Source organism: Kitasatospora atroaurantiaca (assembly GCF_007828955.1).
Lineage (GTDB): Bacteria > Actinomycetota > Actinomycetes > Streptomycetales > Streptomycetaceae > Kitasatospora > Kitasatospora atroaurantiaca.
The window spans coordinates 47,040-68,580 of the sequence record NZ_VIVR01000001.1 but is presented as its reverse complement, the minus strand read 5'-3'; the positions used below and the strand labels follow the sequence as shown (position 1 = coordinate 68,580).

Here is a 21,541-nt window from a genome sequence, read left to right as displayed (position 1 = left end):
GTCGCGTGTTGTCGGTGCCGAGCTGTCGGAACATCACGGCGTACAGCCGCCCGAGGACGTGTGGAGCAGGTCGGCGGCGGGCCGCCGACGTCGGCACCACAACGGATGTTCCCCCTGATACGAGGTCACCAGACAAAGGATCTTGGTGGTTCAGTAGAAGCGTCTGACGGGATGGCAGAGACGGCGTAGCCGTTGCCTCGGGCGGCAGATCGTAGACCTGCTCGGGGCGAGAGTGCCGGTGATCGCCTACCGGCCGGTCGACCACCGAGCTCGGGAGTGTTCAGCTGGCCGCGGCGCAGTCCCATGGACGTGGACTTGATGCAGCTCATCGCAGACGCGCTCGCTTGAGCTTGCAACTGGGCCGGGTGAGGTCCACCGGCTGTCCTCACCCAGCCACTCGCCCCCTTTCGGCGCGCCGAGCGGCGGGGGCGGCACCTGGGGACCGTCGTGGTCGAGCTGTGAGCGGTCACCGAGCGGAGTTGACCCGGTTTGCGCACGCACGGTGCGTGTCTCGCAGCCTTGTGTCAGCCTTGCTGCGACCCTTCCGCGCACGCGTTGCCGGCGCGGCTCCTCGCCCGTCGGAAGTCGGAGGGAGGAGTTGACCTGCCGTGATGCAGCCCATGCCCGAATCCGGACCCGACCGGCTGACGAGCCTGCGGAGCAAGGCGTTTCCGCCCACAGGCCGGCCCCTCGGGGTCATCGGCCTCGGCTGCGCCGGGCTCAGCAAGTGGATGTACGACCGCCCTCACCCCGACGACGCAGCCTCGGCCGCCCTGCTGCGCACCGCCCTGGACCACGGGGTGACCCTGTTCGACACTGCCGGCGTGTACGGAGAGGGCCACAACGAGACCCTCATCGGCCGGGCACTGTCCGACCGTCGGAGTGAGGTCTTCCTCGCGACGAAGGTCGGGCTGGTCGTCGACGATCTCGACTCCTTCACCCTGCACAACGACGGCAGCCCGGCCCACCTGCGCAAGGCCCTGGACGACAGCTTGGGCCGGCTGCGCACCGAGGCCGTGGACCTGTGCTACCTCCACCGGATCGACCCCGACGTCCCCCTGGAGGACAGCTGGGCCGCCCTCACCGAGCTGGTCGACGAGGGCAAGATCGGCCACCTCGGCCTCTCCGAGGTCTCCGTCCACGATGCCGAACGGGCCTACCGGATCCACCCGGTCGCCGCGATCCAGTCCGAGCTCTCGCTCTGGGCCCGGCAGGCGCTCGGCGGTGAGCCGCACACGGGGGCATCACGCGGCGAGGACATCGTCCGCTGGTGCGCCGACCACAACGCCGCGTTCGTCCCGTACGCGCCTCTGGGGCGGGGCTTCCTGGCCGGCGCCATCACCCCCGACACCTCCTTCGCACCGAGCGACCTGCGCTCCCGGCTCCCTCGCTTCACCCCACACGCCCGCACGGCCAACCAGCGGATCGTCACCGTCCTGCGCCGCGTGGCCGAGCGGCACCAAGCCAGCCCCGCGCAGGTCGCACTCGCCTGGATCCTCGCGCAGGGCGACCACGTGATCCCGATCCCCAGCACCACCCACACCCGGCACCTGGAGGACGACCTCCGCGCCGCCGCACTGGACCTCACTCCGCGCGACCTCGCCGACCTCGACGGCGCGCCCCCGGCCGCCGAGGAACCGTCCGAGCCACACTGACCGCACTGCAACTCCCGTAGGGCCTGTCCGGCGGATCTTGGTGGGCCGAAGGTGCAGAGCAGATCGGCCAACGGCCTGTCTCACCCGGGCAACATCCGATCAGTTTCGGAGAAGCCGCCGCTGCGGCGGATCCCTAGCATGAGATGGTCCCCGATCAAGCCTTGCAAGAGGAAACCTGCAATGAAGGGCTCGCAGATGTCCGCCAAGAACACCAACGCGACCGACGAGCATTACGACGGATTCACGGACGACGAACGCGACGCGATGAAGGAGCGCGCCCAGGAGCTGAAGGCGGCCGCGCGCCGCGGCCCCCGCGCGGCCAAGGCGGGCGCGGAGAGCGAGGTGCTCGCGAAGATCGCCGAGATGCCGGATACGGACCGTACCCTCGCCGAGCGGCTCCATGCCATCGTCAAAGCCGGCGCGCCGGACCTCGCGCCGAAGCTCTGGTACGGGATGCCCGCGTATGCCAAGAACGGCAAGGTCGTCTGCTTCTTCCAGAGCGCGCAGAAGTTCAAGACGAGGTATGCCACGCTCGGCTTCAGCGACCAGGCGAACCTCGATGAAGGCACCATGTGGCCGATCGCCTTCGCTCTGACGGAGTTGACCGCCGCCGACGAGGCACGGATCGGCGCGCTCATCAGGAAGGCGGTGAACTGAGGCCGGTCCTCCTCGCGGACGCAACGCTCGCCGCGGCCCGGCCGGGCGAGTAACCGTCGGGCAGAAGTTCCGGACAGGGCGTCGAAGTCGGCCCCGGATGAGCCCGTGAAGCGGATCACGGTGTCTGCTTGTTGAGCCGTCGCCGGCAGATGAGTGCGGCGGTGAGTTATGGAGGTCGAGGGGCAGGATCCGACGTCTGATCAGTTCCCGCCGGACGTGCCGCCTGTCGCAGCCCTTGTCATGGAGCAGGGGTTTGTCCCTCGCCCAGTCGGTGCGCAGGCCGCCAGTAATCAACTGATCATGGAATTTGCACCGTTGACATCTTGATGCTCCCGAAACGGCCGACGCCGGCCACTCGGGGGGAAGTGGCCGGCGCCGAGGCCGCCGCAGGCCGCGGCTGGATCAGCGGTCCGGATCGATCATCGGATCAGTGCTGATGCCAAGTCAGCAGTCCGGGATGACGGTGCCGTTGTTGCCCTTGGCGACGTCGTTGCCCCAGCGGGAGAGGTAGTAGGCGGAGACTCATTGGCCGGCGGGTCCGACGTCGGGGTCGGTCTTGAGCCACCAGTGGTTGTAGCTGTTGCCGTTGGAGATTTGGCGGCCCCAGGTTTTGCAGTAGACGTAGTTGGTGCCCTGGTAGAGGGTGCCGGTACTGGTGGTGCTGGTGGGTGAGGCGTAGACGGAGGCGTTGGAGAAGGTGTCGACCCAGTACTTCCCGCCCGACGGCGGCGGGTTCGGCGAACCGCCCCCGGGGTCGTACACATGCCGGAGCAGTCCGGGCCCCGCACGTTGCAGTCGTTCGGCGCGCCGTTGGACGCGTCGCAGATCCCGTACGAAGGGCCGGGCTGCGCGCCGTGGCCGCCGCCCCACGAGTATGGCGTGCCGATCAGCCCGCAGGCCTTGTTGACGGCGGTGTTGGCCTGGGAGGCGCCACCGGAGGCCAGCACCCCGCAGGCCGGCTGGGTGCGAGCCGGCCCGGCGAGGGAGAGGAAGACGAATAACTGATCGTTTCAGAATGCCGTTCGGAGTCGTCGGAGGCAGATGATGCCGAAGGCGAGTTCGAGGAGGCCTTGGTGGAGGTCGGCGCGCCGCTCGTAGCGGGTGCGGAGTCGCTTGAACTGGTGCAGCCAGGCGAAGGCGCGCTCAACAACCCAACGCACCTTGCCCAGTCCGGAGTGTCAGTGGCGTGTCGCGCAGTTCCTCGCGCCCCTGGGAGCGGTCAGCCGTTGAGCCAGTCCTGGTAACGGGTCGGTGCCAGGCGGGCGCCGGGGCCCGGGGTGAGGACGTCTCCGTGGACGGCGGCGAACAGGCCCGCCTGGTCGTCGACGACGACGGGGCGCCGGTCGCCCCGCGCGGCCAGCGTCATGCGGCCGATCTCGTCGAGCGTGAAGGTGTCGGGGCCCGCGATCTCGAGAACCCCGCCGAGCGGCGTGCCGGTGGCCACGTCTGCGAGGACGTCGACGATGTCGCGGCTGGCGATCGGCTGGAGCAACGTCGCGGGCAGTCGCACCGCGGTCTCGTCCGAGGTCCACGACATGGTCGGCTCCATGAACTCGAAGAACTGCGTGGCGCGCACGATCGAGTAGGGCGTCGGACCGCCGCGCAGCAACTCCTCCTGGAGCGCCTTGGCGCGGTAGTAGTCCAGTTCGGGGACCTGGTCCACGCCGACGATGGACAGAACCACCTGGTGGCGTACGCCGGCCCGCTCGCCTGCAGCGAGGAGGTTGCCCACCGTGGTCCGGAAGAACTCGATCGACTGCTCGTCGAACGTGGGGGAGTTGGTCACGTTCACCACTGCCTCCGCGCCGGCGAGCGCCATGTCGAGGCCGGCCCCGGTGAGCAGATCGACGCCGGACGACAGCGACGCGGCGGTCACCTCGTGGCCTCGTGCGGTCAGCTCGGTGGCGAGCTGCGAGCCGATGAGTCCGGTGCCGATGACGGTGATCTTCATGGTGCGCCTTCCTTCGTGAGTCGAGCCCCCGCAAACTCGGACAGCTGATATCCGAGATAATACTCGGATATCCTATGTCCGAGTCAAGTGGAGGTGGCATGAAACTGTCCGGTGGCGTGGAGTGGGCACTGCACTGCTGCGTGGTGCTGACCGCGGCCGGCGATCCGGTGCCGGCGGCTCGGCTGGCCGCGCTGCACGACGTGTCGCCGAGCTACCTGGCCAAGCAGATGCAGGCACTGTCCCGCGCGGGCCTGGTGCACTCGATCCAGGGCAAGACCGGCGGCTACGTCCTCACCAGGAAGCCCGAGGAGGTCAGCCTGCTGGACGTGGTTCAGGCCGTCGACGGGGCGAGTCCCGCGTTCGTCTGCACCGAGATACGTCAGCGCGGACCGCTGGGGACGCCGCCGGAGCAGTGCACGAAGCGATGCCCCATCGCCCGGGCGATGGGAGCCGCCGACGCGGCGTGGCGCGCGTCGCTGGCCGCCGTCACGATCGCCGACCTCGCCGCATCGGTGGAGGGCGACAGCGGTCCCGAGGCCCTGCCGAGGATCGGCGCCTGGCTGAACGCGGACCCGGACGACCGGCCTCACTGATCGTTCTCAGAATGAGTTGAGCCGCACGTCTAGCACTCAGTGATCCTGGTCGGCAGTGTGTCCGGGCGCGTGCTGATCTTGTTCCTGACGGCCTGTGGGAGAGGTTGGCTCCGTTGTTGCCACCCGCTCCCGAACGGCGCAGCCGCTACCCCGGGCGACTGCGCGTTCCGGACCGGGCGGCCCTCGCCGGCATCATGTACGTGCTGCGGACTGGTGCAGCCTGGCGCGACGTCCCCGCCGAGACCGTGGGATGCTCTGGAGTCACGGCCTGGCGTCGACTTCGGAACTGGACCGAAAGCCGGCGTCTGGCCCCGCCTGCACGCCGCTCTGCTGAGCGAACTGCGTCGCGCGGACGTTCCGGACCTGGACGACTGCGCCGTGGACGGGTCCCACGTCCGAGCCCTCAAAGGGGGGAATCACGTGGGCCCTCACCCGTCGACCGCGTCCGCGCCGGCTCCAAGCACCACCTGATCGTCGACCGCCACGGAACCCCGCTCGCCGTCACGCTCACCGGCGGGAACCGCCACGACGTTACCCAGCTCTTGGCACTGCTGGATGCAGTCCAGCCGATCCGGGGCCTGCGGGGACGGCCCCGCCGCAGGCCCCGACGTCTGTACGCCGACCGGGGCTACGACTTCGACAGGTACCGCCGCCTGCTATGGAAGCGCGGCGTCAAGCCGCTAATCGCCCGACGCGGCGTCGCACATGGTTCCGGACTGGGCAAGGTGCGTTGGGTTGTTGAGCGTGCCTTCGCCTGGCTGCACCAGTTCAAGCGACTCCGCACCCGCTACGAGCGGCGCGCCGGCCTCCACCAGGGCCTCCTCGAACTCGCCTTCGGCATCATCTGCCTCCGACGACTCCGAACGGCATTCTGAAACGATCAGTAACGCGGCCAGCAGGCCGATCAGAGCGCCCGTGCGCACGATGGGCGTGCGCCGGGCGGTAGGCGGCTCGCTGGCATCGTGGCGAACCGTGGCGAGCGTCCCGGCGTCGGCGTTCGTTGCGAGTTCGTACGTTCCCCTGGACTGTATATGCCGGTTGCCGATATATGTAGTCCCATGACGGATCGTTCGATGCAGGAGCCGACGCTGCTCCTGCTTACCGCACTTGCCGATGCGCCCCGGCACGGGTACGCGCTGATCCAGGAGGTCGCCGCGATTTCCGGGGGCCGGGTGAAACTGCGCACTGGGACGCTCTACGGAGCGCTGGACCGCCTGCTCGGGCAGGGGCTGGTCCGAGTGGAGAGCGAGGAGGTGGTGGACGGGCGAGCCCGCCGGACCTACGCGCTCACCGACCGCGGGTGCGAGGTGCTGACCGCCGAGGCCGAGCGGCTGCGCGCGGTCGCCGCCGAGGCCGAGCGCCGGCTCTCCGCCGCCGCCCGTGCCCCGAAGCTGCGCACCGGGTTCGCCTCATGAGCGGGCACGGGTTGAAGTTCGCGCTGCTGCTCCACCCGGCCGCCTATCGGAGGGAGCGGGGCGAGGAGTTGGCATCGGTGTTCGCGGACACCACCGCCGGCATGGGGCGCTGGACCACCGCGCGAGAGGTCATCGACCTGGCCGGACACGGGGTGCGACTGCGGATCGGGCTGGGCTCCGATGGGCTGCCCTCGCAGTTGGCCGCACTGGCCGCACCGTTCGCGGCGACGGCGGCGGTGGCCGGCGGGCTCGCCTCGCAGGTGGTGGACCTGGCACGCTGGCATCAACTCGGGGTGCCGAGCAAAGTCCTGTGGGCGGAGTACGGCAGCTTCCACGTCTTCCTGCTCGGCCAGGGTGGCCTGCTGCTCTCGCTGGTGGCCGCCATCGCGGCCGTGTTCGGGCGCTGGACGACTGCCCGGCTGTCCGGCCTGGTCGGCCTGCTGCTGACGCTGACCAACACGATGATCATGCTGACGTACTCTCCGTCGTGGGCCGAAGGCCAGTGGGCCCTGCTGATTGCCCGGGCGGTCGTCTGGTACGGGCCGCAGGCACTGTGGGTGCTGATCCTGCTGGCCGCGCCGCGCGACCTGCTCGGACCAGCCACCCGTCGGCGTACCTGGAGCGCCCTGGCGGGAGCGCTGATGGGCGGCTTCGCGCTCAACACCGCGCTCGGACTGGGGCCGGTGAGGTCGCTCAACAACGGCGCCGGCAGCGTGGTGCTGGCGCTGGTGCTCGGCGCGACGGAACTCGCGCTGCTCGCAGTGGCCGTGCCCGCCCTGCTGCGCGGCCGGTACGGTCCGGCCGCCGCAGCGCTGGCCGGGTCTCCCATCGCCTTCCTGATGTTCTCCACGGCCGTCTCCCACCTGTGGAAGTCCGGCGGGCACGGCACGGCCGTGGCACTGTTCGGCATAGCCGCGGTGATCGCGGTGGCTCTGAGCCGCCGGCGGCCGACGATCCCCGACCGTCAGCCGCCCGAGGCCGGCTGACGTCCCGCGGCACCCTCTCATCAGGTCGCCGGCCACTCCGCAGCTTGCCGGTCGGCCAGCCTGAGCACCGTCGCGCTGTCTCACCCCCCGTTGCCGCTCACCGATGCGGGCGACAATGGGAGGTGCGACAGCGACAACGCCACGCGGGACGGGACATTGGCTTGTCGTCGTTTAACGGCCGGGCATTCGTGTGCCTGCCCTCTTCTGCCCGCGCTGCCTGTGGATAGGTTCATCTCGTGGCAGTGTCGAGGGGCCGTGGGCCGAAGTATCGCTGGGCGAGGCCGGAACCGGACAGCGGGGTGGAAGAGGTCACGCTGCTGATCTTGGAATGGCTCGGCGAGCAGGGCGTGAACGCCATGATCCGAGTAGATGCCGAACGGGTTCGGGACGGTCGTCCGCCGTGGACCTTCGCTGCGAGCGGTGGACCGCTGTCGGACGGGCTGAGAGCTGACGGCTCATCGGCCGGGGAGTGCATGGCGCGGGCCTTGGTCAGGCTGCGTGAAGCCGGAGTGGCGGTTCCGTTCTGACGTCGGGTGGTCCGGCAGCCAGGCTGTGTCCGTCGCGCGCGTCGGCCTGCGCGCCGTGTTTGGTGCCTGTCTTGTGGTGAGCGGGAGGGGTGCATGTATGCCTTGCCTGTGGCGAGGACGCGGCTCACCTCGCGACGGGTTGCCGAACGGCTGTTTCTCGAATCGAGCGGGCGCCCAGGGCCGGGACGGGTCGGTTTGGGTGCACGCGCTGGAGAGAGGGACTTCGTGTGGAGGTTCCTGAAGCCCCGCCGGACACGGGCAGGGGTGAGTCTGTTCGATTCGGCCGGCTTCTCTCGCCCGGCTGGCCGCCACCGCGCCCGGCCCCGCCCGACACCACCGGCTTGGAGATCGAAGAGCGCACGGTGGACGCCGACCCGCAGGTGCCGGTGGATCGCCGTCGGTGGCCACGGCGCCGGCGCCACCCTCGCGGCCGCCGCCGCACTGCGGGCACGCGACCGGCAGGATCCGCCGATTCGCTTCCAACTACTCAACCAGCCCACGCTCGACGACCGTCAGCAGACGTGGTCGGCGCGGCACTTCACCGCAACTCCGTTCACCTTGGTCGGGCCAATCCTGCGCTAATGGACAGTGATCAGGAGCTGGAGCGATATATCGCCATGGGGTCCGGGAGTGGACGATGGGTGAACTTCGCCGGGTGCTGGACGGGCTTGCCAACGAGATGCGGCCGCGCACCCACGTGCCGGCAGCACCACGGTCCAACCCTTTGGCCTTGGGGCGTGGGCCTGTGGCGGCGGCGGGGTGCCGTTCTGGCACTCTGAGCCGATGGACGATTTCGCTGGTACCCAGTCACCAGTCCGCCGCCTGACCGATCCCGAGGAAGCGATCGCGGAGTTGGAGCGGGCGGTGCCGGGGCTGACCGCGTTGCGTCTGCCGGGGCCCAAGACCGTCAACTGGCGTGTGCTGGAGGCGGAACTGGGCGCCGTCCTGCCGGCCGACTACAAGCTCCTCTGCGAGCTCTATCCGCCCTTCGTGCTCAGCGACTTCCTGGGCTTCGGCGGGCCGATGCCCGGCCTCGAGGACATCTGGGTGCGGGGGACACGGGAAGACCTGGAGACCATCGCGGAGTGGTGTGAGGAGGCCGGCCTGGCCGTTCCGCTCCACCCGTACCCCACCCCGGGCGGCCTGCTTCCCTGGGCCGGGTCGACCCAGGGGGACTTCTTCCTGTGGACCACCAGCCCTGCCGGCCCTCAGGAGTGGACGGTCACCGTCGCCTCACGGAGCTCCGCATGGTGGCACTACACCGGTGGGGCGGTTCAGTTCCTGGCGGATCTGGTGAGCGGTGCCCTGGAGCCCTGGGCGCTGCCCCAGGTCCGTCCCGAGGTGGCTACCTGGTGACGACGGATCAGCCCGTGAGGTGGCGGTAGGGGGATCGGAGTCGCCGGGACCACTCGAACTGGGAGGGGTGGAACGCGGTGGTGTTCGGCGCGTGCCGCGTCGGCACCTGCTGCGTAGCCGGCAGGCGCCGGGCACCCGAGCACCTTCCGCCTACCCACGGTTCCGGAATCGTGACGTGCCGGCGATGGCCGGATGGCCCGAGACCCGCGAGATGGGCGAAGACCTGCCAAGCGGGGCCGATTCGGCGGCGCGGGTGCCGCCCGTGGGAAGCGGCAGGGCGGCTGGGCAGATCCGGGTCCACGCTCCGCAGTGGGCATTGGTCTAGACTTTTCCAAGTGGTCCAGTCCACAATGGGGAGTATGCGAAGGGACATGCGACACCCGGCTCCAGGCCCGGAAACGTGGACGTGTACGCACCCGGGCGCCCCGGAGAGGCGAGCACTGCCGATCGCAGCGCATCTCGTCCCGCCCGGTCCAGCCGCCCCGGCTCCGGGAAGCGGGGTCGCATGCGCGTGCCGCAGGTGCCGTCCTGCGCCTCCGCCTCCGCTCAACGAGGAGCGACCATGACCGTCATCCACCCCCGCAGCTCGCCAGGCGGGGTAGCCGCGTACCTGCGCTGCTACCCCTATGACGCCTGGCAGATGGCATCGCACCTGCGGGCGCTGGAGGAGTACGGGGACCGGCTCGGCCTCTCGGCCCCGCGTGTCTTTCTGGACAACGGCGTCTCGTCCCGAAACCTGCGGCCGCAGCTGCGGCGGCTGCTCGCCCGGGCGGCCGAGGGCCGCATCGACACGGTGCTGGTCCCGGGGCGCTGGGTCTTCTCGCTCGACAACCGGACTGCGGACTCCGTCACGGACTTCCTCCGGGGAGTCGGGGCCGACGTCGTCGAACTGCCCTACCAACCGCGGAAGGCCCCGGAGCCCTGGCCCAGCGCACTGGTCGGGGCGGAGCGGCAGCCGGTCTGACCTCGGGGCCGGGCAGGTCAGAACCCCGAGCCACGGTCGCCCCCCACGGCTCAGGCGCCGCCCCGCGGCGGCAGCGCGTCGCGGACTTCCGACGCCAGGGGTACGGGTCGCCGGTCGGGCAGTGGGGTGCGGGTTGCGCCGTCCCGTCCCGATCGCCAACGCTGTCGACGCCTGCCGCAGGCGGGCCACCACAGTGGGCGAGCTGCGGGAGGTGATGCACGACCGATGCCCGCAGCGGTTGCTGACCCCCGCCCGGCCGCTGGAGCACGACGAGGTGCTGCGCGTCGCCCGGCCCGATGTCGTGCTGTGCCGGGGTGTCCCGAAATTCCTGGAGCTGAACATCTCGGCCACCATCTACGGGATTCCGGCGCTGGACCGCCTGGCCGACGCCTACGCCCGGTTGTGGCCCGGCGCCGCGTTGACCGCCCCCGCCCCGATCCTGGCGGCTCGCTCGGCCCTCATGGCCGCCCTGATGTCCCGGCGGAGCGGGTCCGGAGGCCGCCTGCTCGTGCCGACCTGGCGCAGCCGCTTCGGGCAGGCCGCGAAGCTCGGCAACCGGCGTGCGCTGCGTGCTTACCTGCGACCGACCGTCGAATCCGCCGCAAGCGCGGGGCTGGACGTCGTGGTGGAGGACCTCAGCCGGTTGCGCACCGATGAGCACGGCCGTCTGTACGCGGGGGATGCCCGTGTCGACGTGGTCCTCAACTGGTTCCACACCTGGATGATCACGGATGACTCGGGTGGCGTGGACTCGATCGCGACTGCGCTGGCCGCCGGCACCGTGGAGCTGTTCCTGCCGGAGACGATGCGGCTGCTGCGGAGCAAGCAGGTCCTGGCCTGGCTTTACGAGGACCTCGACCTGCTGCCCGCCGAGGACCGCACGCTGGTCCTCTCGCACGTCCCCTGGACGGCATGGGCCGGGCCCCAGCAGTCCCGCACGGACCGGGACGCCGTCGTGCGCCGCGCGCTACGGGAGCGGGCGGACCTGGTCCTCAAGCCCGCGAACGAAGGCAGCGGCCGCGGAGTGGTGTTCGGCACCGACCTCGACGACCACAGCTGGCGCGCTCTCGTCACCGAGAGCGCCCGGCAGGGGACCGTCGTCCTCCAACGTCGCGTGGACGGTGACAGCGTCCGGATGCCGTTCCTCGACCCTTCATCCGCCGCACAGTGCGATCTCCGGCTTCCCTACGTGCTCTCCCCGTTCCTGGTCGGTGGCCGGATCTGCGGAGCTCTGGTCCGCCACGTCGGGCCGGACCGCACCGGAAGCCGGGTGATCAACCTCGGTGCCGGTGCGGTGGCCAACACCGTGCTCCTCACGACGCGGACTCGAGACCACGGGTCGGCAAGCCGACGCCGGTGACGAGTACGGCGAAGATCCGGTGACACCTACCGTTTCCGTGCCCATGTGTCGGCGGTCCGCGAACCCGGACGACAGGCCGGGCCCGGGTCATGTCATGCAGGGACGAGCATCCCGAGGGCGTGCGGCACGATGCTCACATCGACGGGCAGAAGGGCGACGAACTCGCCGTCGGCGTAGGCGGTGATGCCCGGGGACTCGATCCGCAGGGTGGTGGTCCGGTGGGTCTCGACCTCCTCGTGCTGCACATGGGTGCCCTTGAAGACGGTCGGGAAGAAACGCACCAGCTTCCGCCGCCGCATCGCGTGCACCAGGGTCACATCGAGCTGCCCGTCGGCGTGGTCGGCGCCCGGGCAGATGGCCATGCCGCCGCCGTAGCTGCGGGTGTTGCCCACGGCGGCGAGCGTGAGGTCGCGCTCGATCACGGTGCCGTCGTCCAGCACGAGCCGGAACGGCAGCGGGCGCAGGTTGGCCAACTCGACCAGGATGGCGAGGTTGTAGCGCATCCGGCCGCGCGGCCAGGTCAGCCGGTTCGCGCGGTCGCTGACCAGCGAGTCGAAGCCGACGGCGAGCACGGAGCCGAAGTACCGGCTGGTACCGTCCGCGGCCGCTATCCGGCCGAGGTCCACCGAGGTGACGTGCCCCTCGGCGACCACGTCCGCCGCGGCCTCGGGATCACCGAGCGGCAGGCCGTACTCCCGGGCGTGGTCGTTGCCGGTGCCTGCCGGGATCAGCCCGAGCGGCACGTCTGTCCCGGCCAGCGCCTGCAGCGCGAGGTTGATCATGCCGTCCCCACCGACGACCACCAGCGCGTCCACGCCGCGCGCCACCACCTCGCGCGCCAGCCGCAGGGCGTCCTCCGGGTCGGTGCCCTCGATGCTGTGCACCTCGACGCCGCGCCCGCGCAGCCGGGCGGCGGCCCGCGTCGAGGCCCGTTCGGCGTGGCCGCCGCCGGCCACCGGGTTGGTCAGGACCACGACGTTGCGGATGGGTCTGCGCCCGGTCGGCGCGCTCATGCCGACGTCCCTGCGAGCTCGGCGCGTGCTTCGGACAACGAGCACCTCCTGATGGGCCGTTCGCCGGCCGTGGTCACGGGATGAGCTTGCCGGGGTTGAGGATCCCGGCCGGGTCGACGGTGTCCTTGACCGCGCGGAGGATCCGCACGCCGAGTTCGCCGATCTCCTGGTCCATCCAGGGCCGGTGGTCGGCGCCGATCGCGTGGTGGTGGGTGATGGTGCCGCCGTTCGCGACGATCGTGTCGCAGACGGCGCGCTTGACCACGGCCCACTGCTCGATCGGGTCGCCCTGCTGGGCGGCGACGACGGTGAAGTAGAGCGAGGCGCCGGTCGGGTAGACGTGCGAGATGTGGCACATCACCAGCGAGGCGCTGCCGCTCTCCTGGAGCGCGGCCGTCAGCGTCTGCGTGACCGCCGTCTTGAGTTCCTCGAGCTGCGCCCAGCCGGTCGCCGTCTCCAGCGTCTCGCACAGCGCTCCGGCGGCCAGCAGCGAGTCACGCAGGTACGGCGCGTCGAACCGGCCGTGCTCCCACGCCCGCGCCGGCTCCTCGCCGAGCGACGTGCCGCCGGCGGCCAGCAGCGCCACGCGGGTCAGCTCGTGCCGGGCGGCGACCTGCTCGGCCGTGCCCTCGAACACCGTGACGGCCAGGCAGCCGCCGGTGACCTGGGCGCCGCCGATCTTGTCCGTCATGGCGAGGTTGACGGCGGTCTCGGTCTCGTCGGACAGCCGCATCACGGTCGGTCCGGTGCCCTGCTGCTCCACCGCGCGCAGTGCGGCCGCGCCGGTGGCGAAGTCGGGGAAGCTCCACGCCTCGTAGGCCCGTACGGCGGGCAGCGGGTGGACCCGCAGCCGTACCGCAGTGATCACGCCGAACACGCCCTCGGAGCCGAGGAACAGCTCGCGCAGGTCGGGACCTGCCGCCGAGGCGGGAGCGCGGCCGAGGTCCAGGGTGCCGACGGGGGTGACCACGCGCAGCCCGCGGACCATCTCGTCGAACCGGCCGTACCCGGCGGAGTCCTGGCCGGAGGAGCGGGTGGCGGCGAAGCCGCCGATGGTCGCGTACCGGAAGCTCTGGGGGTAGTGCCCGAGCTCGTAGCCGCGGGCGGCCAGCAGCTCCTCGGCCTGAGGCCCGGTCAGGCCGGCGCCCAGCACCGCCTCGCCGGAGACCTCGTCCAGGGTGTGCAGCCGGTCGAAGCGGCGAAGGTCGAGCGAGATCACCGCGGTGAAGCCGGCGCGGATCGGGTCGACGCCGCCGACCACGCTGGTGCCGCCGCCGAACGGGACCACGGCGATCCGCCGCTCCGCGCACAGCGCGAGGACGGCCGCGACCTCCTCCTCGCCGGCCGGCAGCACGACGGCGTCCGGCGCGTCCTGCGGCTCGCGGCTCTTGCGGCGCAGCAGGTCCGGGGTCGACTTGCCGCCGGCCCGGGGGAGCCGGTCCGCGTCCGCCGTGCTCACCTGCGAGGGGCCGACGATCGCGGCGAGGGCCTTGAGGTCCTCGTCCGGCAGCGCGGAGGGGCGGAGCACCACCTGATCGGCGGTCAGCTGGGACGCGTCATCGCCCGTGACGCCGAGCGCGGCGGCCAGCAGCCCCTTGATGTCCTCGGACAGCGGCTTGGCGCGTGCCGGGTCGCCCCAGGCGTCCCACTTCATCGGCGGCAGCGGGAGGGTCGGCCGACCCGATTGCGTCTCAGGTTCCATGCGTTACAGTATTACGCATCATGTCAAGTAGTAACGATGAACCGCGAAGCGTCGACGACGCGATCCTGGACGCCGCCGCCGACCTGATCGTCCACCTCGGCGTCCAGCGCACCCAGCTGGCCGAGATCGCCCGCCGCGCCGGGGTCAGCCGACCCACGGTGTACCGGCGCTGGCCCGACGTGCGCGCGGTCATCGGAGCGCTGCTCACCCGGGAGATCGTCGCGACCCGGGAGCAGGTCGCGCCCGCCGGGGACGACCGCGAGTCCTTCGTGGCCTGGGTCGTCGAGGTCGCCGTCCGGCTGCGCGACCACCCGGTGCTCGGCGCGCTCCTGCACTCCGATTCGGACACCCTGTTCGAGTACGTGGTCGACCGGCTCGGCACCAGCCAGCGGGGGATGCTCGACGCGTTGCGCGCCGCGATCGAACGCGGACAGCGGCACGGCTCGATCCGGCCCGGCGAACCCGCGGAGCTCGCCGCCATGGTGCTGCTCATCGCCCAGTCCACCGTCCAGTCGCACCGCATGGTCGCGCAACTCCTGCCGGAGCAGGCCTGGCGCCGCGAACTGGCCACCGCACTGAACGGATACCTCGCCCCATGACCACGCACGCCGGTACGACCACGCTCGACGCGCGACGCCGTGCCGAGGAACTCGACGCGCTCGCCGACCGCGCCACCGACGTCGACGTGCTCGTCATCGGCGGCGGCGTGACGGGCGCGGGCGTCGCGCTGGACGCGGCCTCCCGGGGCCTGCGGACGGTGCTGGTCGAGTCCCGTGACCTGGCGTTCGGAACGAGCCGGTGGAGTTCCAAGCTCGTCCACGGCGGCCTGCGCTACCTCGCCTCCGGCCGGATCGGCGTGGCCCGGGAGAGCGCCGTCGAGCGCGGCATCCTGATGACCCGCACCGCCCCGCACCTGATCCGCCCGCTGCCCCAACTCGTCCCGCTGCTGCCCTCGATGGGGCGGGGGCAGACGGCGCTGGTGCACGTCGGCTTCCTGGCCGGAGACCTGCTGCGCGCCAGTGCCAGGACGCCGGCCGCCCTGCTGCCCAGAGTGCGCAGGGTCGGCGCGGCCGAGACCGTGGAGCTCGTCCCGGCGGTCCGCACCGACGGCCTCGGTGGCGCGCTGGTCGCCCACGACGGGCAGCTGGTCGACGACGCCCGCCTGGTGCTGGCCATCGCCCGTACGGCCGCCCAGCACGGGGCCGCCGTCCTCACCCGGGTCCGCGCCGAGAACGTCACCGGGACCTCCGCCCGGCTGACCGACACACTCACCGGGGAGTCCCTCACGGTGTCCGCCCGGGCCGTCGTCAATGCGACCGGCGTCTGGGCCGGCGAGGTGGACGACTCGATCCGGCTGCGGCCCAGCCGGGGCACCCACCTGGTCTTCGACGCGGCGGACTTCGGCCACCCGCGCGCCGCGCTCACCGTCCCGGTGCCCGGCTCCACCAGTCGCTTCGTCTTCGCGCTCCCGCAGCAGCTCGGGCGGGTCGTGCTCGGCCTCACCGACGAGGACGCGCCCGGCCCCGTTCCGGAGGAGCCCGTCCCCACGGACACAGAGATCGACTTCCTGCTGGCGACGGTCAACACCGCCCTGAGGACCGCCCTGACCCGGGCCGACGTGCGCGGAGCCTTCGCCGGGCTCCGGCCGCTCATCGACACCGGCGGCGGCAGCACCGCCGACCTGTCCCGCCGCCACGCCGTGCTCGCGTCGCCCTCAGGGGTGATCACCGTGGTGGGCGGCAAGCTCACCACCTACCGGCGGATGGCCGAGGACGCGGTCGACGCCGCGGTGCGCGCCCGCGGTCTCACCGCCGGGCCGTGCCGCACCGGCGTCCTGCCGCTGGTGGGTGCCCCCGGGCACCGTGACAGCGCGTCACCGTCGACCGGCCTTCCCGCCTCGCTGATCGCCCGGCACGGCGGCGCGGCGCGGGCCGTCCTCGACACGGCGACGGTCGCGCGCCCGCTCGAGCCGATCGGCGAGGGCATCGATGTCACCCGCGCGGAGGTGGAGTACGCCGTGACCCACGAGGGCGCACTCGACCCCTCGGACGTCCTCGACCGCCGCACCCGGATCGGCCTGGTCAGCGACGACGCGGACCGGGCCCGCCCGGCAGTCACGGAGATCCTCGCGGCGCACGGCCGCTGACGCCGGCCGCCCGGCCGAGGGCCCGCAGCGCACCCGGGTCACGGGCCGGGTACGTGGTGGTCCGTCGGCCGTTGGTGGGTAAGGCTGTTGGCGATGGCGATGGCGATGGCGATGGCGATGGCGATGGCGGACGCCGGAGTGCGGGGGAGGCGGTAGTGGGTGGGTGAGCTGCTGGCACTGCTGCGCAAGGACGAGGGGCTCGCCGGGTGGCTCGACGGCCTGGCTGCTCTTGACACCTCCGAGACCGACACGGTGCTTCCCTCACGGGATGAGCTCCCGGACGTGCTGCTGGATCTGGCGGTTCCGCACGAGGACGTGAACGGGCTGGTCGCGTTGCGGGAGGTGGTGCTGGACGACCCTGAGTGGCGGTGGCTGCTCGGGCACTGTACGGCCGGGATTTTCAGGCACCCGGAGTCGGTCGGCGCCGGCGGGCCGCGTATGCCCCGGCTCCCGCGGGAGCTGGGTGCGATGGCACGGTGTTTTGCCGTCTTCGTGTTCGTCGCGGCGCTGCCGCGCGCATGGGCGCTGCACCGCGAGCGCGGTGTCCCGGGGGAGGTGTCCCGGCGGACGTTCGCCGACCTGGGCCGGCAGATCGCCGTTCACCGCCTGCGGCGGGGCACGGCCGGGGTGGAGACGCCGTCCTGGCTGAGTCTGCATCTTCGCGGGGAGCTGTTTCAACTGGGTCGTCTGCAGTTCCAGCGTTCGAGGCTGGCCACTGCGTGGCTGCCGCTGGCCGGCGCGGCACCGAGTCTGTCTCTCCACATCCCTGACTTCTGCGGGCCGTTGACCCCCGCCGCCTGTGACATGTCCCTCGCTGCGGCGCGCGAGTTCTTCCCCCGCCACTTCCCCGAGGAGCGGTGCACGCTCGCCCACTGCGAGTCCTGGCTGCTCGACCAGCAGTTGGGGGACTACCTCCCGGCGACGTCCAACATCATCCGCTTCCAGTCCCGGTTCCATCTGACAGACCGGCCGGGCGGGCCGAACGACAGCGCCCCGGTCCGCTACGTCTTCGGCGACCCCGACCTCTCACCGGCCGACCTGCCCCGGCGCACTTCGCTCGAACGCGCGGTGGGAGACCATCTCCGGGCGGGGCTCCACTGGTACGGCGGCCGCGGCTGGTTCGCCCTCTGAGTCGGGCCGACAGGGTCGAAGCTGCATGGGACGTGAGCGTACGGCCCGTCATCGACAACCCGGGAGACGGGCCGAATCCCAGTGGGAGGCCGGTCGGATGATCAGCTATATTCACGCGACCGTCGAGCCCGGCGGCACCGCACCACCCGGGGGAGTCCCACCGTGTCGTCCGAGCCCGACCAGTCCAGCCCTGCCCGGGCCGACTGGATCTCCCCGTCCGCCACCAACGACCCCGCGCCCGTCCCAGACCCGTATGCGCCACCGGCCGACACCAGCCCGTACGCCCCGCCGACCAACCCGTACGCCCCGCCGACCAACGCAGCCCTGTACGCCTCGCCCTACGGTCCGTCAGGCGGCCCGTACGGCCGGCCCTCCTGGCCCGGCGCGCCCCAGCCGCCGACCGAGAGCGTGAACGGTCTCGCGATCGCCTCGCTCATCCTGGGCATCTTCGGTTTCGCCTGCATCGCCTGGGCCGTCGGCCTCGGCCTGGGTATCGCCGCCTTGGTGCAGCTCCGCCGCCGTCCCCGGCGCGGCAAGGGTCTGGCCGTCACCGGCATCGTGCTCTCCTGTCTCTGGGCCGTGCTGCTGGCCGTCTCCGTTCCGCTGGCGCACAAGGGCATGAAGGAGGCGGCGCAGAGCGAGCGGACCGTCAAGCTGCTGCCGAAGGACTGCTTCAAAGAGGGCACCGGCGCTGACGGTCGTATCCCGCGCCGGGTGACGGTCGTGCCGTGCGGCGAACCGCACCGCGGGGAGGTCTTCGGCGTCGTCCGGATCCCGGGCGGCCCCGTCTACCCCGGCGAGCAGAAGGCCGCGGAGGCCACTGTGAAGGGCTGCCGGCAGCAGCACGAGCTCTTCCTGCTCGACCCGGCGGCGATGCCCGACACCGTCGAGGTCGTCCCGTACCGCCCGAGCCAGGCCGAGTGGGCGTACATGGCCGGGTGGGGCTACTGCCTGTACCTGTCTGACGCGCCCCGTACCGGGGCCCTCCGCCGGGACATGGACTCCTACACTGCCGAGCAGGCCGCCTACCTGCGCGCCACCAAGGATCTCCGGAAGGCCATCAAGAAGAAGCCTCAGCGGTCGCTGGCGGACGCCCCCACCGACTACCAGAGTTGGGCCGGGGATCTCTCCACTGCCGCCTTCATGGCCGGGATCGGTCTCAAGAACGGCCCATGGACCGGTTCCGCCAAGGAGCTGACCGCCGCCCTCCAAGCCGATCTCGACCAGCTCGTCAAGCAGGCCTGGGCCGCGAAGAAGACCGCCGACCCGGCCCAGCTGGCGGCACCGGTCGGCGCCATCCAGGAGATTCTCGACCGCCTGCCGGACGCCAAGATCCGTGCCGCCCTTGGCCTGCCCCCGGTGGCGAAGGCCCTCGCCCCGGTGTGAGCCCGCGCTCGGCCGTAGCCGCTCACCGACAGTGTGGGCGGTGCCGTCCCATGGGCAGGCGGACGGCGACGTGCGAGGACCCCCGAAGTCGCATGAGAGCCAAGCCGAATTCCGGTTGTACCGGCTGCGGCCACCAGGACCACGCCGACGTGAACGCGGCGAAGAACATCCTCGAACGCACCCTGCAGGTCGCCACCCAAACCCTCGACGTCCTCGGCGAAAACGGCCACCTCACCCTGCGCGGCGCCAAGGCGCTCAACTGGCGGGCACAACCCCTGCGACGCAACGCCCCCGGCTGTCTGGGCTCCTGCCAGTGCGTCGTCGGCTGCCCCACGGGCGCCAAACAGAGTGTCCAGCTGTCCGTCCTCCCCGACGCCTGTACGGCCGGCGCCCGCATCATCACCGACGCCCACGTCCAGCACATCCTCACCGACCCCGACCGGCCCGGCGGCCCACGCGCCGCCGGCATCGCCGCGCGCCGACCCGACCACACCACGTTCGAGATCCTCGCCCCGCTCGTTGTCGCCGCAGCCGGTGCCCTGCAGACCCCACCACTGCTGCGCCGCTCCGGACTCGGCCGGCACCCACGACTGGGCCGCAACCTCGCCATCCACCCGGCCACCAGCGTCGCCGGACGCTTCCCCGCACCCGTTGCCCGCGGAGCCGCCGTGCTGCAGAGCGCCGGTGTCGAGGAACTGCACAGTGACGGCATCCTCATCGAGGCCACCGCCCCGCCACCCGGCATGAGCTCCTTCATCCCGCCCGGCGTCGGCCGCGAACTGCGCACCGAACTGGAGAACGCCGCCCACCTCGCCACCCTCGGCGCGATGATCGCCGACCGGCCCGGCGGCCTCGTCCTGGGCAGCCGGCACACCCTTGTGCGCTACACCCTCGGCCGGCGCGACGGCCACCGCCTGATGCGCGCCGTCAAAGCCATGGGCGAGCTGCTCCTCGCCGCAGGCGCCGAGGAGGTGCTGACCGGGATCGCCGCCGCCCCACGTGCCCGAACCGCCGCCGAACTCGCCGATCTGCTGCAGAACATCACACCCCGACAGCTCCACCTCTCCGCGTTCCACCCGACCGGGACCGCGGCGATGGGGGCCGACCCGCAGACCGCCCCCGTAGACCCGCACGGGCGCCTGCGCGGAGTACAGGGCGTCCTGGTCGCGGACGCCTCCGTCCTGCCCAGCTGCCCCGAGGTGAACCCCCAACTCACCATCATGGCAACCGCCCTGGCGATCACCGAAGCTGCCACGGCGAGTACCTGACCCGGCCGGAATCCGGGGCACCGGGATAGGCCTCGGTCCGGGGCAGGCGGCTTTCAACTCCGTCGTCGCGCGCGGTGGTCAGGTCACGGTCACCCGAGACGGCAAGCCGGCCATCATCGACGAGGTCGCGTCCCTTGAGTCCTGCCAGTCGCAGGCGTCCACACGCGGGGCTTCGGCGTAGTCGGGTGGCGTCCGATTTGTGCTCAAGCGAGGCCGACCCTCGCGTGCAACGCCGAAGGCCTCACCCTTGGACAGGCGCGGCCTTCGGCGTTGCACGGCGTGAGTGTGGCGGCTCGGTCGGTTGGTGTCGGGTCGGTCGGTCGGGCCCGCTCCAGGGTCGTGCTACACGGTCCACGGCCGGAGCTTCTCGGGGTTGCGCACCGCCCAGATGTGCGTGATCCGGTCGTCTGCGAGGCTGAACGCGGCCACCGTCACGGTGACGCCGCCGTGCTGGGCCACCAGACCGGGCCGGCCGTTGACCGAACGCTCAAGGAGCGTCAGGCCGGGTGCCCTGTCGCCGATCTCGATGATGTAGCGGGCAATCCGCTTGCCGCCTTCGATCGGCCGGAGCACCGCACCGACCCGGCCGCCGCCGTCGGCGATCATCGTGGCGTCGGGGTTGAGCAGGCCGACGAGGGCGGCGATGTCCTTGGCCTCCCATGCCTGCTTGAAGTCCCTGATCACGCCGGCCTGTCGGGTTGTCGGAGCCACGGGAGCCCGTGCCGCACGGATACGACGGCGGGCCGACGAGGCCAGCTGCCGGCACGCCGCCGGCGTGCGGCCGACGATCGCGGCCACTTCGGTGAAGGGGTACCGGAAGACGTCGTGCAGGATGAACGCGACCCGTTCGGCCGGGGTCATCGATTCGAGCACGACGAGGAAGGCCATGTCGACCGACTCGTCCAGGGTGACCCGGTCGGCCGGGTCACCCCTGCCGTCACCCGGCCGCCCGTGCATCCACTCGGTACGGTCGGGCAGCGGCTCCGGGATCCACTCGCCCACGTAGCTCTCGCGCCGCGCCCGCGCTGAGCCGAGCAGGTCGAGGCAGATGCGACTGGCCACCTTCGTCAGCCAGGCGCCGGGGGACTGGATGGCCTCCTGCTGCTGCCGGGACATGGCGTACCAGCGGGCGTAGGTTTCCTGCACGGCATCCTCGGCCTCGGCCAGGGAGCCGAGGAGCCGGTAGGCGAGATTGATCAGCTGCCGGCGCTCGCTCATGATCGCGCTCAGGCTCGGATCGGGTCGGCCGTGTCCGGGCTCTGGCTCGGGCTCGGATCGGGTGGTCATGGTGTCGACGACTCCCTTGTTCGGATCTGCGCTCACCATGTTCGACGAGGCACCACAGCGAAATGTGAGGCCGGTGCACCGTCTCACATTCCCGGTGGCTGCGTCGTCGGACTGGTGGGACGTCGGGGCGCAAGCCACGAGGAA

At 71.5% G+C, this 21,541-nt stretch carries 21 protein-coding genes and 2 pseudogenes; 16 read left to right on the top strand and 7 right to left on the bottom strand.

What is annotated here, in order from left to right; all coding sequences use genetic code 11:
- The first annotated feature begins 620 nt into the window (after positions 1-620).
- Both FB465_RS00340 and FB465_RS00335 read left to right on the top strand, forming a co-directional pair.
- Entirely contained in the window at positions 621-1,655 is a 1,035-nt protein-coding gene (locus FB465_RS00340; protein WP_211785683.1) for an aldo/keto reductase, read from the top strand.
- 180 nt (positions 1,656-1,835) lie between these two features.
- Entirely contained in the window at positions 1,836-2,312 is a 477-nt protein-coding gene (locus FB465_RS00335) for an iron chaperone (protein ID WP_145786572.1), read from the top strand.
- A gap of 522 nt (positions 2,313-2,834) precedes the next feature.
- On the opposite strand, the gene FB465_RS00330 is transcribed toward FB465_RS00335, so the two are convergent.
- The 3 genes and pseudogenes from FB465_RS00330 to FB465_RS00320 form a co-directional block, all read right to left on the bottom strand.
- On the bottom strand, positions 2,835-3,074 hold the full coding sequence (locus FB465_RS00330) for a hypothetical protein (RefSeq protein WP_211785682.1): 240 nt from the start codon (positions 3,072-3,074) through the stop codon (positions 2,835-2,837).
- Between the two features lie 248 nt (positions 3,075-3,322).
- A pseudogene (locus FB465_RS00325) lies at positions 3,323-3,487 on the bottom strand (transposase); the annotation flags it as partial.
- Positions 3,488-3,531: 44 nt separating this feature from the next.
- Positions 3,532-4,263, bottom strand: a complete 732-nt coding sequence (locus FB465_RS00320; RefSeq protein ID WP_145786571.1) for an SDR family oxidoreductase — start codon at positions 4,261-4,263, stop codon at positions 3,532-3,534.
- Positions 4,264-4,361: 98 nt separating this feature from the next.
- Here FB465_RS00320 and FB465_RS00315 point away from each other — a divergent pair, with 98 nt between their 5' ends.
- Together FB465_RS00315 and FB465_RS00310 are read left to right on the top strand one after the other, a co-directional pair.
- Positions 4,362-4,856 (top strand): RrF2 family transcriptional regulator, encoded by a 495-nt coding sequence (locus tag FB465_RS00315; RefSeq protein ID WP_145786570.1) that lies wholly within the window; start codon positions 4,362-4,364, stop codon positions 4,854-4,856.
- Between the two features lie 104 nt (positions 4,857-4,960).
- Positions 4,961-5,650, top strand: a pseudogene (locus FB465_RS00310) (IS5 family transposase); the annotation flags it as partial.
- On the opposite strand, the gene FB465_RS37805 reads toward FB465_RS00310, so the two are convergent.
- Entirely contained in the window at positions 5,537-5,779 is a 243-nt protein-coding gene (locus FB465_RS37805) for a hypothetical protein (RefSeq protein WP_425461275.1), read from the bottom strand. The pseudogene FB465_RS00310 and the gene FB465_RS37805 overlap by 114 nt on opposite strands.
- A 135-nt stretch (positions 5,780-5,914) precedes the next feature.
- On the opposite strand from FB465_RS37805, the gene FB465_RS00305 reads away from it, so the two are divergent.
- The 7 genes from FB465_RS00305 to FB465_RS00275 all read left to right on the top strand — a co-directional run bounded on the left by FB465_RS00305 (position 5,915) and on the right by FB465_RS00275 (position 11,464).
- Positions 5,915-6,271 (top strand): PadR family transcriptional regulator, encoded by a 357-nt coding sequence (locus tag FB465_RS00305; protein WP_145786569.1) that lies wholly within the window; start codon positions 5,915-5,917, stop codon positions 6,269-6,271.
- Entirely contained in the window at positions 6,268-7,257 is a 990-nt protein-coding gene (locus FB465_RS00300) for a hypothetical protein (protein WP_145786568.1), read from the top strand. The genes FB465_RS00305 and FB465_RS00300 overlap by 4 nt, the downstream gene beginning before the upstream one ends.
- A 299-nt stretch (positions 7,258-7,556) precedes the next feature.
- Complete coding sequence (locus tag FB465_RS00295) at positions 7,557-7,784, top strand: hypothetical protein (protein ID WP_246192423.1); 228 nt, start codon at positions 7,557-7,559, stop codon at positions 7,782-7,784.
- A 93-nt stretch (positions 7,785-7,877) separates the two neighbouring features.
- A complete protein-coding gene (locus tag FB465_RS37800; RefSeq protein ID WP_145786566.1) occupies positions 7,878-8,366 on the top strand; it encodes an alpha/beta hydrolase fold domain-containing protein in 489 nt (162 codons plus the stop codon).
- 201 nt (positions 8,367-8,567) lie between these two features.
- On the top strand, positions 8,568-9,140 hold the full coding sequence (locus FB465_RS00285; protein ID WP_145786565.1) for an SMI1/KNR4 family protein: 573 nt from the start codon (positions 8,568-8,570) through the stop codon (positions 9,138-9,140).
- Between the two features lie 562 nt (positions 9,141-9,702).
- Positions 9,703-10,104, top strand: coding sequence for a recombinase family protein (locus tag FB465_RS00280; protein ID WP_170290447.1), 402 nt, complete (start codon positions 9,703-9,705; stop codon positions 10,102-10,104).
- A gap of 133 nt (positions 10,105-10,237) precedes the next feature.
- Positions 10,238-11,464, top strand: a complete 1,227-nt coding sequence (locus tag FB465_RS00275; RefSeq protein ID WP_145786563.1) for an ATP-grasp domain-containing protein — start codon at positions 10,238-10,240, stop codon at positions 11,462-11,464.
- A gap of 92 nt (positions 11,465-11,556) precedes the next feature.
- On the opposite strand, the gene FB465_RS00270 is transcribed toward FB465_RS00275, so the two are convergent.
- Positions 11,557-12,477: a diacylglycerol kinase gene (locus tag FB465_RS00270; protein ID WP_145786562.1), complete on the bottom strand. Its 921-nt coding sequence runs from the start codon at positions 12,475-12,477 to the stop codon at positions 11,557-11,559.
- 73 nt (positions 12,478-12,550) lie between these two features.
- Positions 12,551-14,179 carry an FAD-binding oxidoreductase gene (locus FB465_RS00265; RefSeq protein WP_425461106.1) on the bottom strand — a complete coding sequence of 543 codons (1,629 nt, stop codon included), beginning with the start codon at positions 14,177-14,179 and terminating at the stop codon, positions 12,551-12,553.
- A 20-nt stretch (positions 14,180-14,199) separates the two neighbouring features.
- Between FB465_RS00265 and FB465_RS00260 the strand changes: the two genes are divergently transcribed.
- The 5 genes from FB465_RS00260 (at position 14,200) to FB465_RS00240 (ending at position 20,110) form a co-directional block, all read left to right on the top strand.
- Positions 14,200-14,778, top strand: a complete 579-nt coding sequence (locus FB465_RS00260; protein WP_145786561.1) for a TetR/AcrR family transcriptional regulator — start codon at positions 14,200-14,202, stop codon at positions 14,776-14,778.
- Positions 14,775-16,325 (top strand): glycerol-3-phosphate dehydrogenase/oxidase, encoded by a 1,551-nt coding sequence (locus FB465_RS00255; protein ID WP_145786560.1) that lies wholly within the window; start codon positions 14,775-14,777, stop codon positions 16,323-16,325. Before FB465_RS00260 ends, FB465_RS00255 begins: the two co-directional genes overlap by 4 nt.
- A 252-nt stretch (positions 16,326-16,577) precedes the next feature.
- Positions 16,578-17,456, top strand: coding sequence for an acyltransferase domain-containing protein (locus tag FB465_RS00250; protein WP_145797042.1), 879 nt, complete (start codon positions 16,578-16,580; stop codon positions 17,454-17,456).
- A 162-nt stretch (positions 17,457-17,618) separates the two neighbouring features.
- Positions 17,619-18,842 (top strand): DUF4190 domain-containing protein, encoded by a 1,224-nt coding sequence (locus tag FB465_RS00245; protein WP_145786559.1) that lies wholly within the window; start codon positions 17,619-17,621, stop codon positions 18,840-18,842.
- A gap of 92 nt (positions 18,843-18,934) precedes the next feature.
- A complete protein-coding gene (locus FB465_RS00240; protein ID WP_211786040.1) occupies positions 18,935-20,110 on the top strand; it encodes a GMC family oxidoreductase N-terminal domain-containing protein in 1,176 nt (391 codons plus the stop codon).
- Positions 20,111-20,452: 342 nt separating this feature from the next.
- Here the strand turns inward: FB465_RS00240 and sigJ are convergent, their stop codons facing one another.
- Positions 20,453-21,397 carry an RNA polymerase sigma factor SigJ gene (gene sigJ / locus FB465_RS00235; RefSeq protein ID WP_145786557.1) on the bottom strand — a complete coding sequence of 315 codons (945 nt, stop codon included), beginning with the start codon at positions 21,395-21,397 and terminating at the stop codon, positions 20,453-20,455.
- Positions 21,398-21,541 lie beyond the last annotated feature (144 nt).

Bases quoted from the DNA above. Each gene is read 5' to 3' on its own strand.
- FB465_RS00285 (WP_145786565.1), top strand. From the start codon at position 8,568: ATGGACGATTTCGCTGGTACCCAGTCACCAGTCCGCCGCCTGACCGAT.
- sigJ (WP_145786557.1), bottom strand. From the start codon at position 21,397: ATGACCACCCGATCCGAGCCCGAGCCAGAGCCCGGACACGGCCGACCC.
- FB465_RS00335 (WP_145786572.1), top strand. From the start codon at position 1,836: ATGAAGGGCTCGCAGATGTCCGCCAAGAACACCAACGCGACCGACGAG.
- FB465_RS00305 (WP_145786569.1), top strand. From the start codon at position 5,915: ATGACGGATCGTTCGATGCAGGAGCCGACGCTGCTCCTGCTTACCGCA.
- FB465_RS00300 (WP_145786568.1), top strand. From the start codon at position 6,268: ATGAGCGGGCACGGGTTGAAGTTCGCGCTGCTGCTCCACCCGGCCGCC.
- FB465_RS00265 (WP_425461106.1), bottom strand. From the start codon at position 14,179: ATGGAACCTGAGACGCAATCGGGTCGGCCGACCCTCCCGCTGCCGCCG.
- FB465_RS00340 (WP_211785683.1), top strand. From the start codon at position 621: ATGCCCGAATCCGGACCCGACCGGCTGACGAGCCTGCGGAGCAAGGCG.
- FB465_RS00255 (WP_145786560.1), top strand. From the start codon at position 14,775: ATGACCACGCACGCCGGTACGACCACGCTCGACGCGCGACGCCGTGCC.
- FB465_RS00240 (WP_211786040.1), top strand. From the start codon at position 18,935: ATGAGAGCCAAGCCGAATTCCGGTTGTACCGGCTGCGGCCACCAGGAC.
- FB465_RS37800 (WP_145786566.1), top strand. From the start codon at position 7,878: ATGTATGCCTTGCCTGTGGCGAGGACGCGGCTCACCTCGCGACGGGTT.
- FB465_RS00280 (WP_170290447.1), top strand. From the start codon at position 9,703: ATGACCGTCATCCACCCCCGCAGCTCGCCAGGCGGGGTAGCCGCGTAC.
- FB465_RS00315 (WP_145786570.1), top strand. From the start codon at position 4,362: ATGAAACTGTCCGGTGGCGTGGAGTGGGCACTGCACTGCTGCGTGGTG.
- FB465_RS00260 (WP_145786561.1), top strand. From the start codon at position 14,200: ATGTCAAGTAGTAACGATGAACCGCGAAGCGTCGACGACGCGATCCTG.
- FB465_RS00320 (WP_145786571.1), bottom strand. From the start codon at position 4,263: ATGAAGATCACCGTCATCGGCACCGGACTCATCGGCTCGCAGCTCGCC.
- FB465_RS00270 (WP_145786562.1), bottom strand. From the start codon at position 12,477: ATGAGCGCGCCGACCGGGCGCAGACCCATCCGCAACGTCGTGGTCCTG.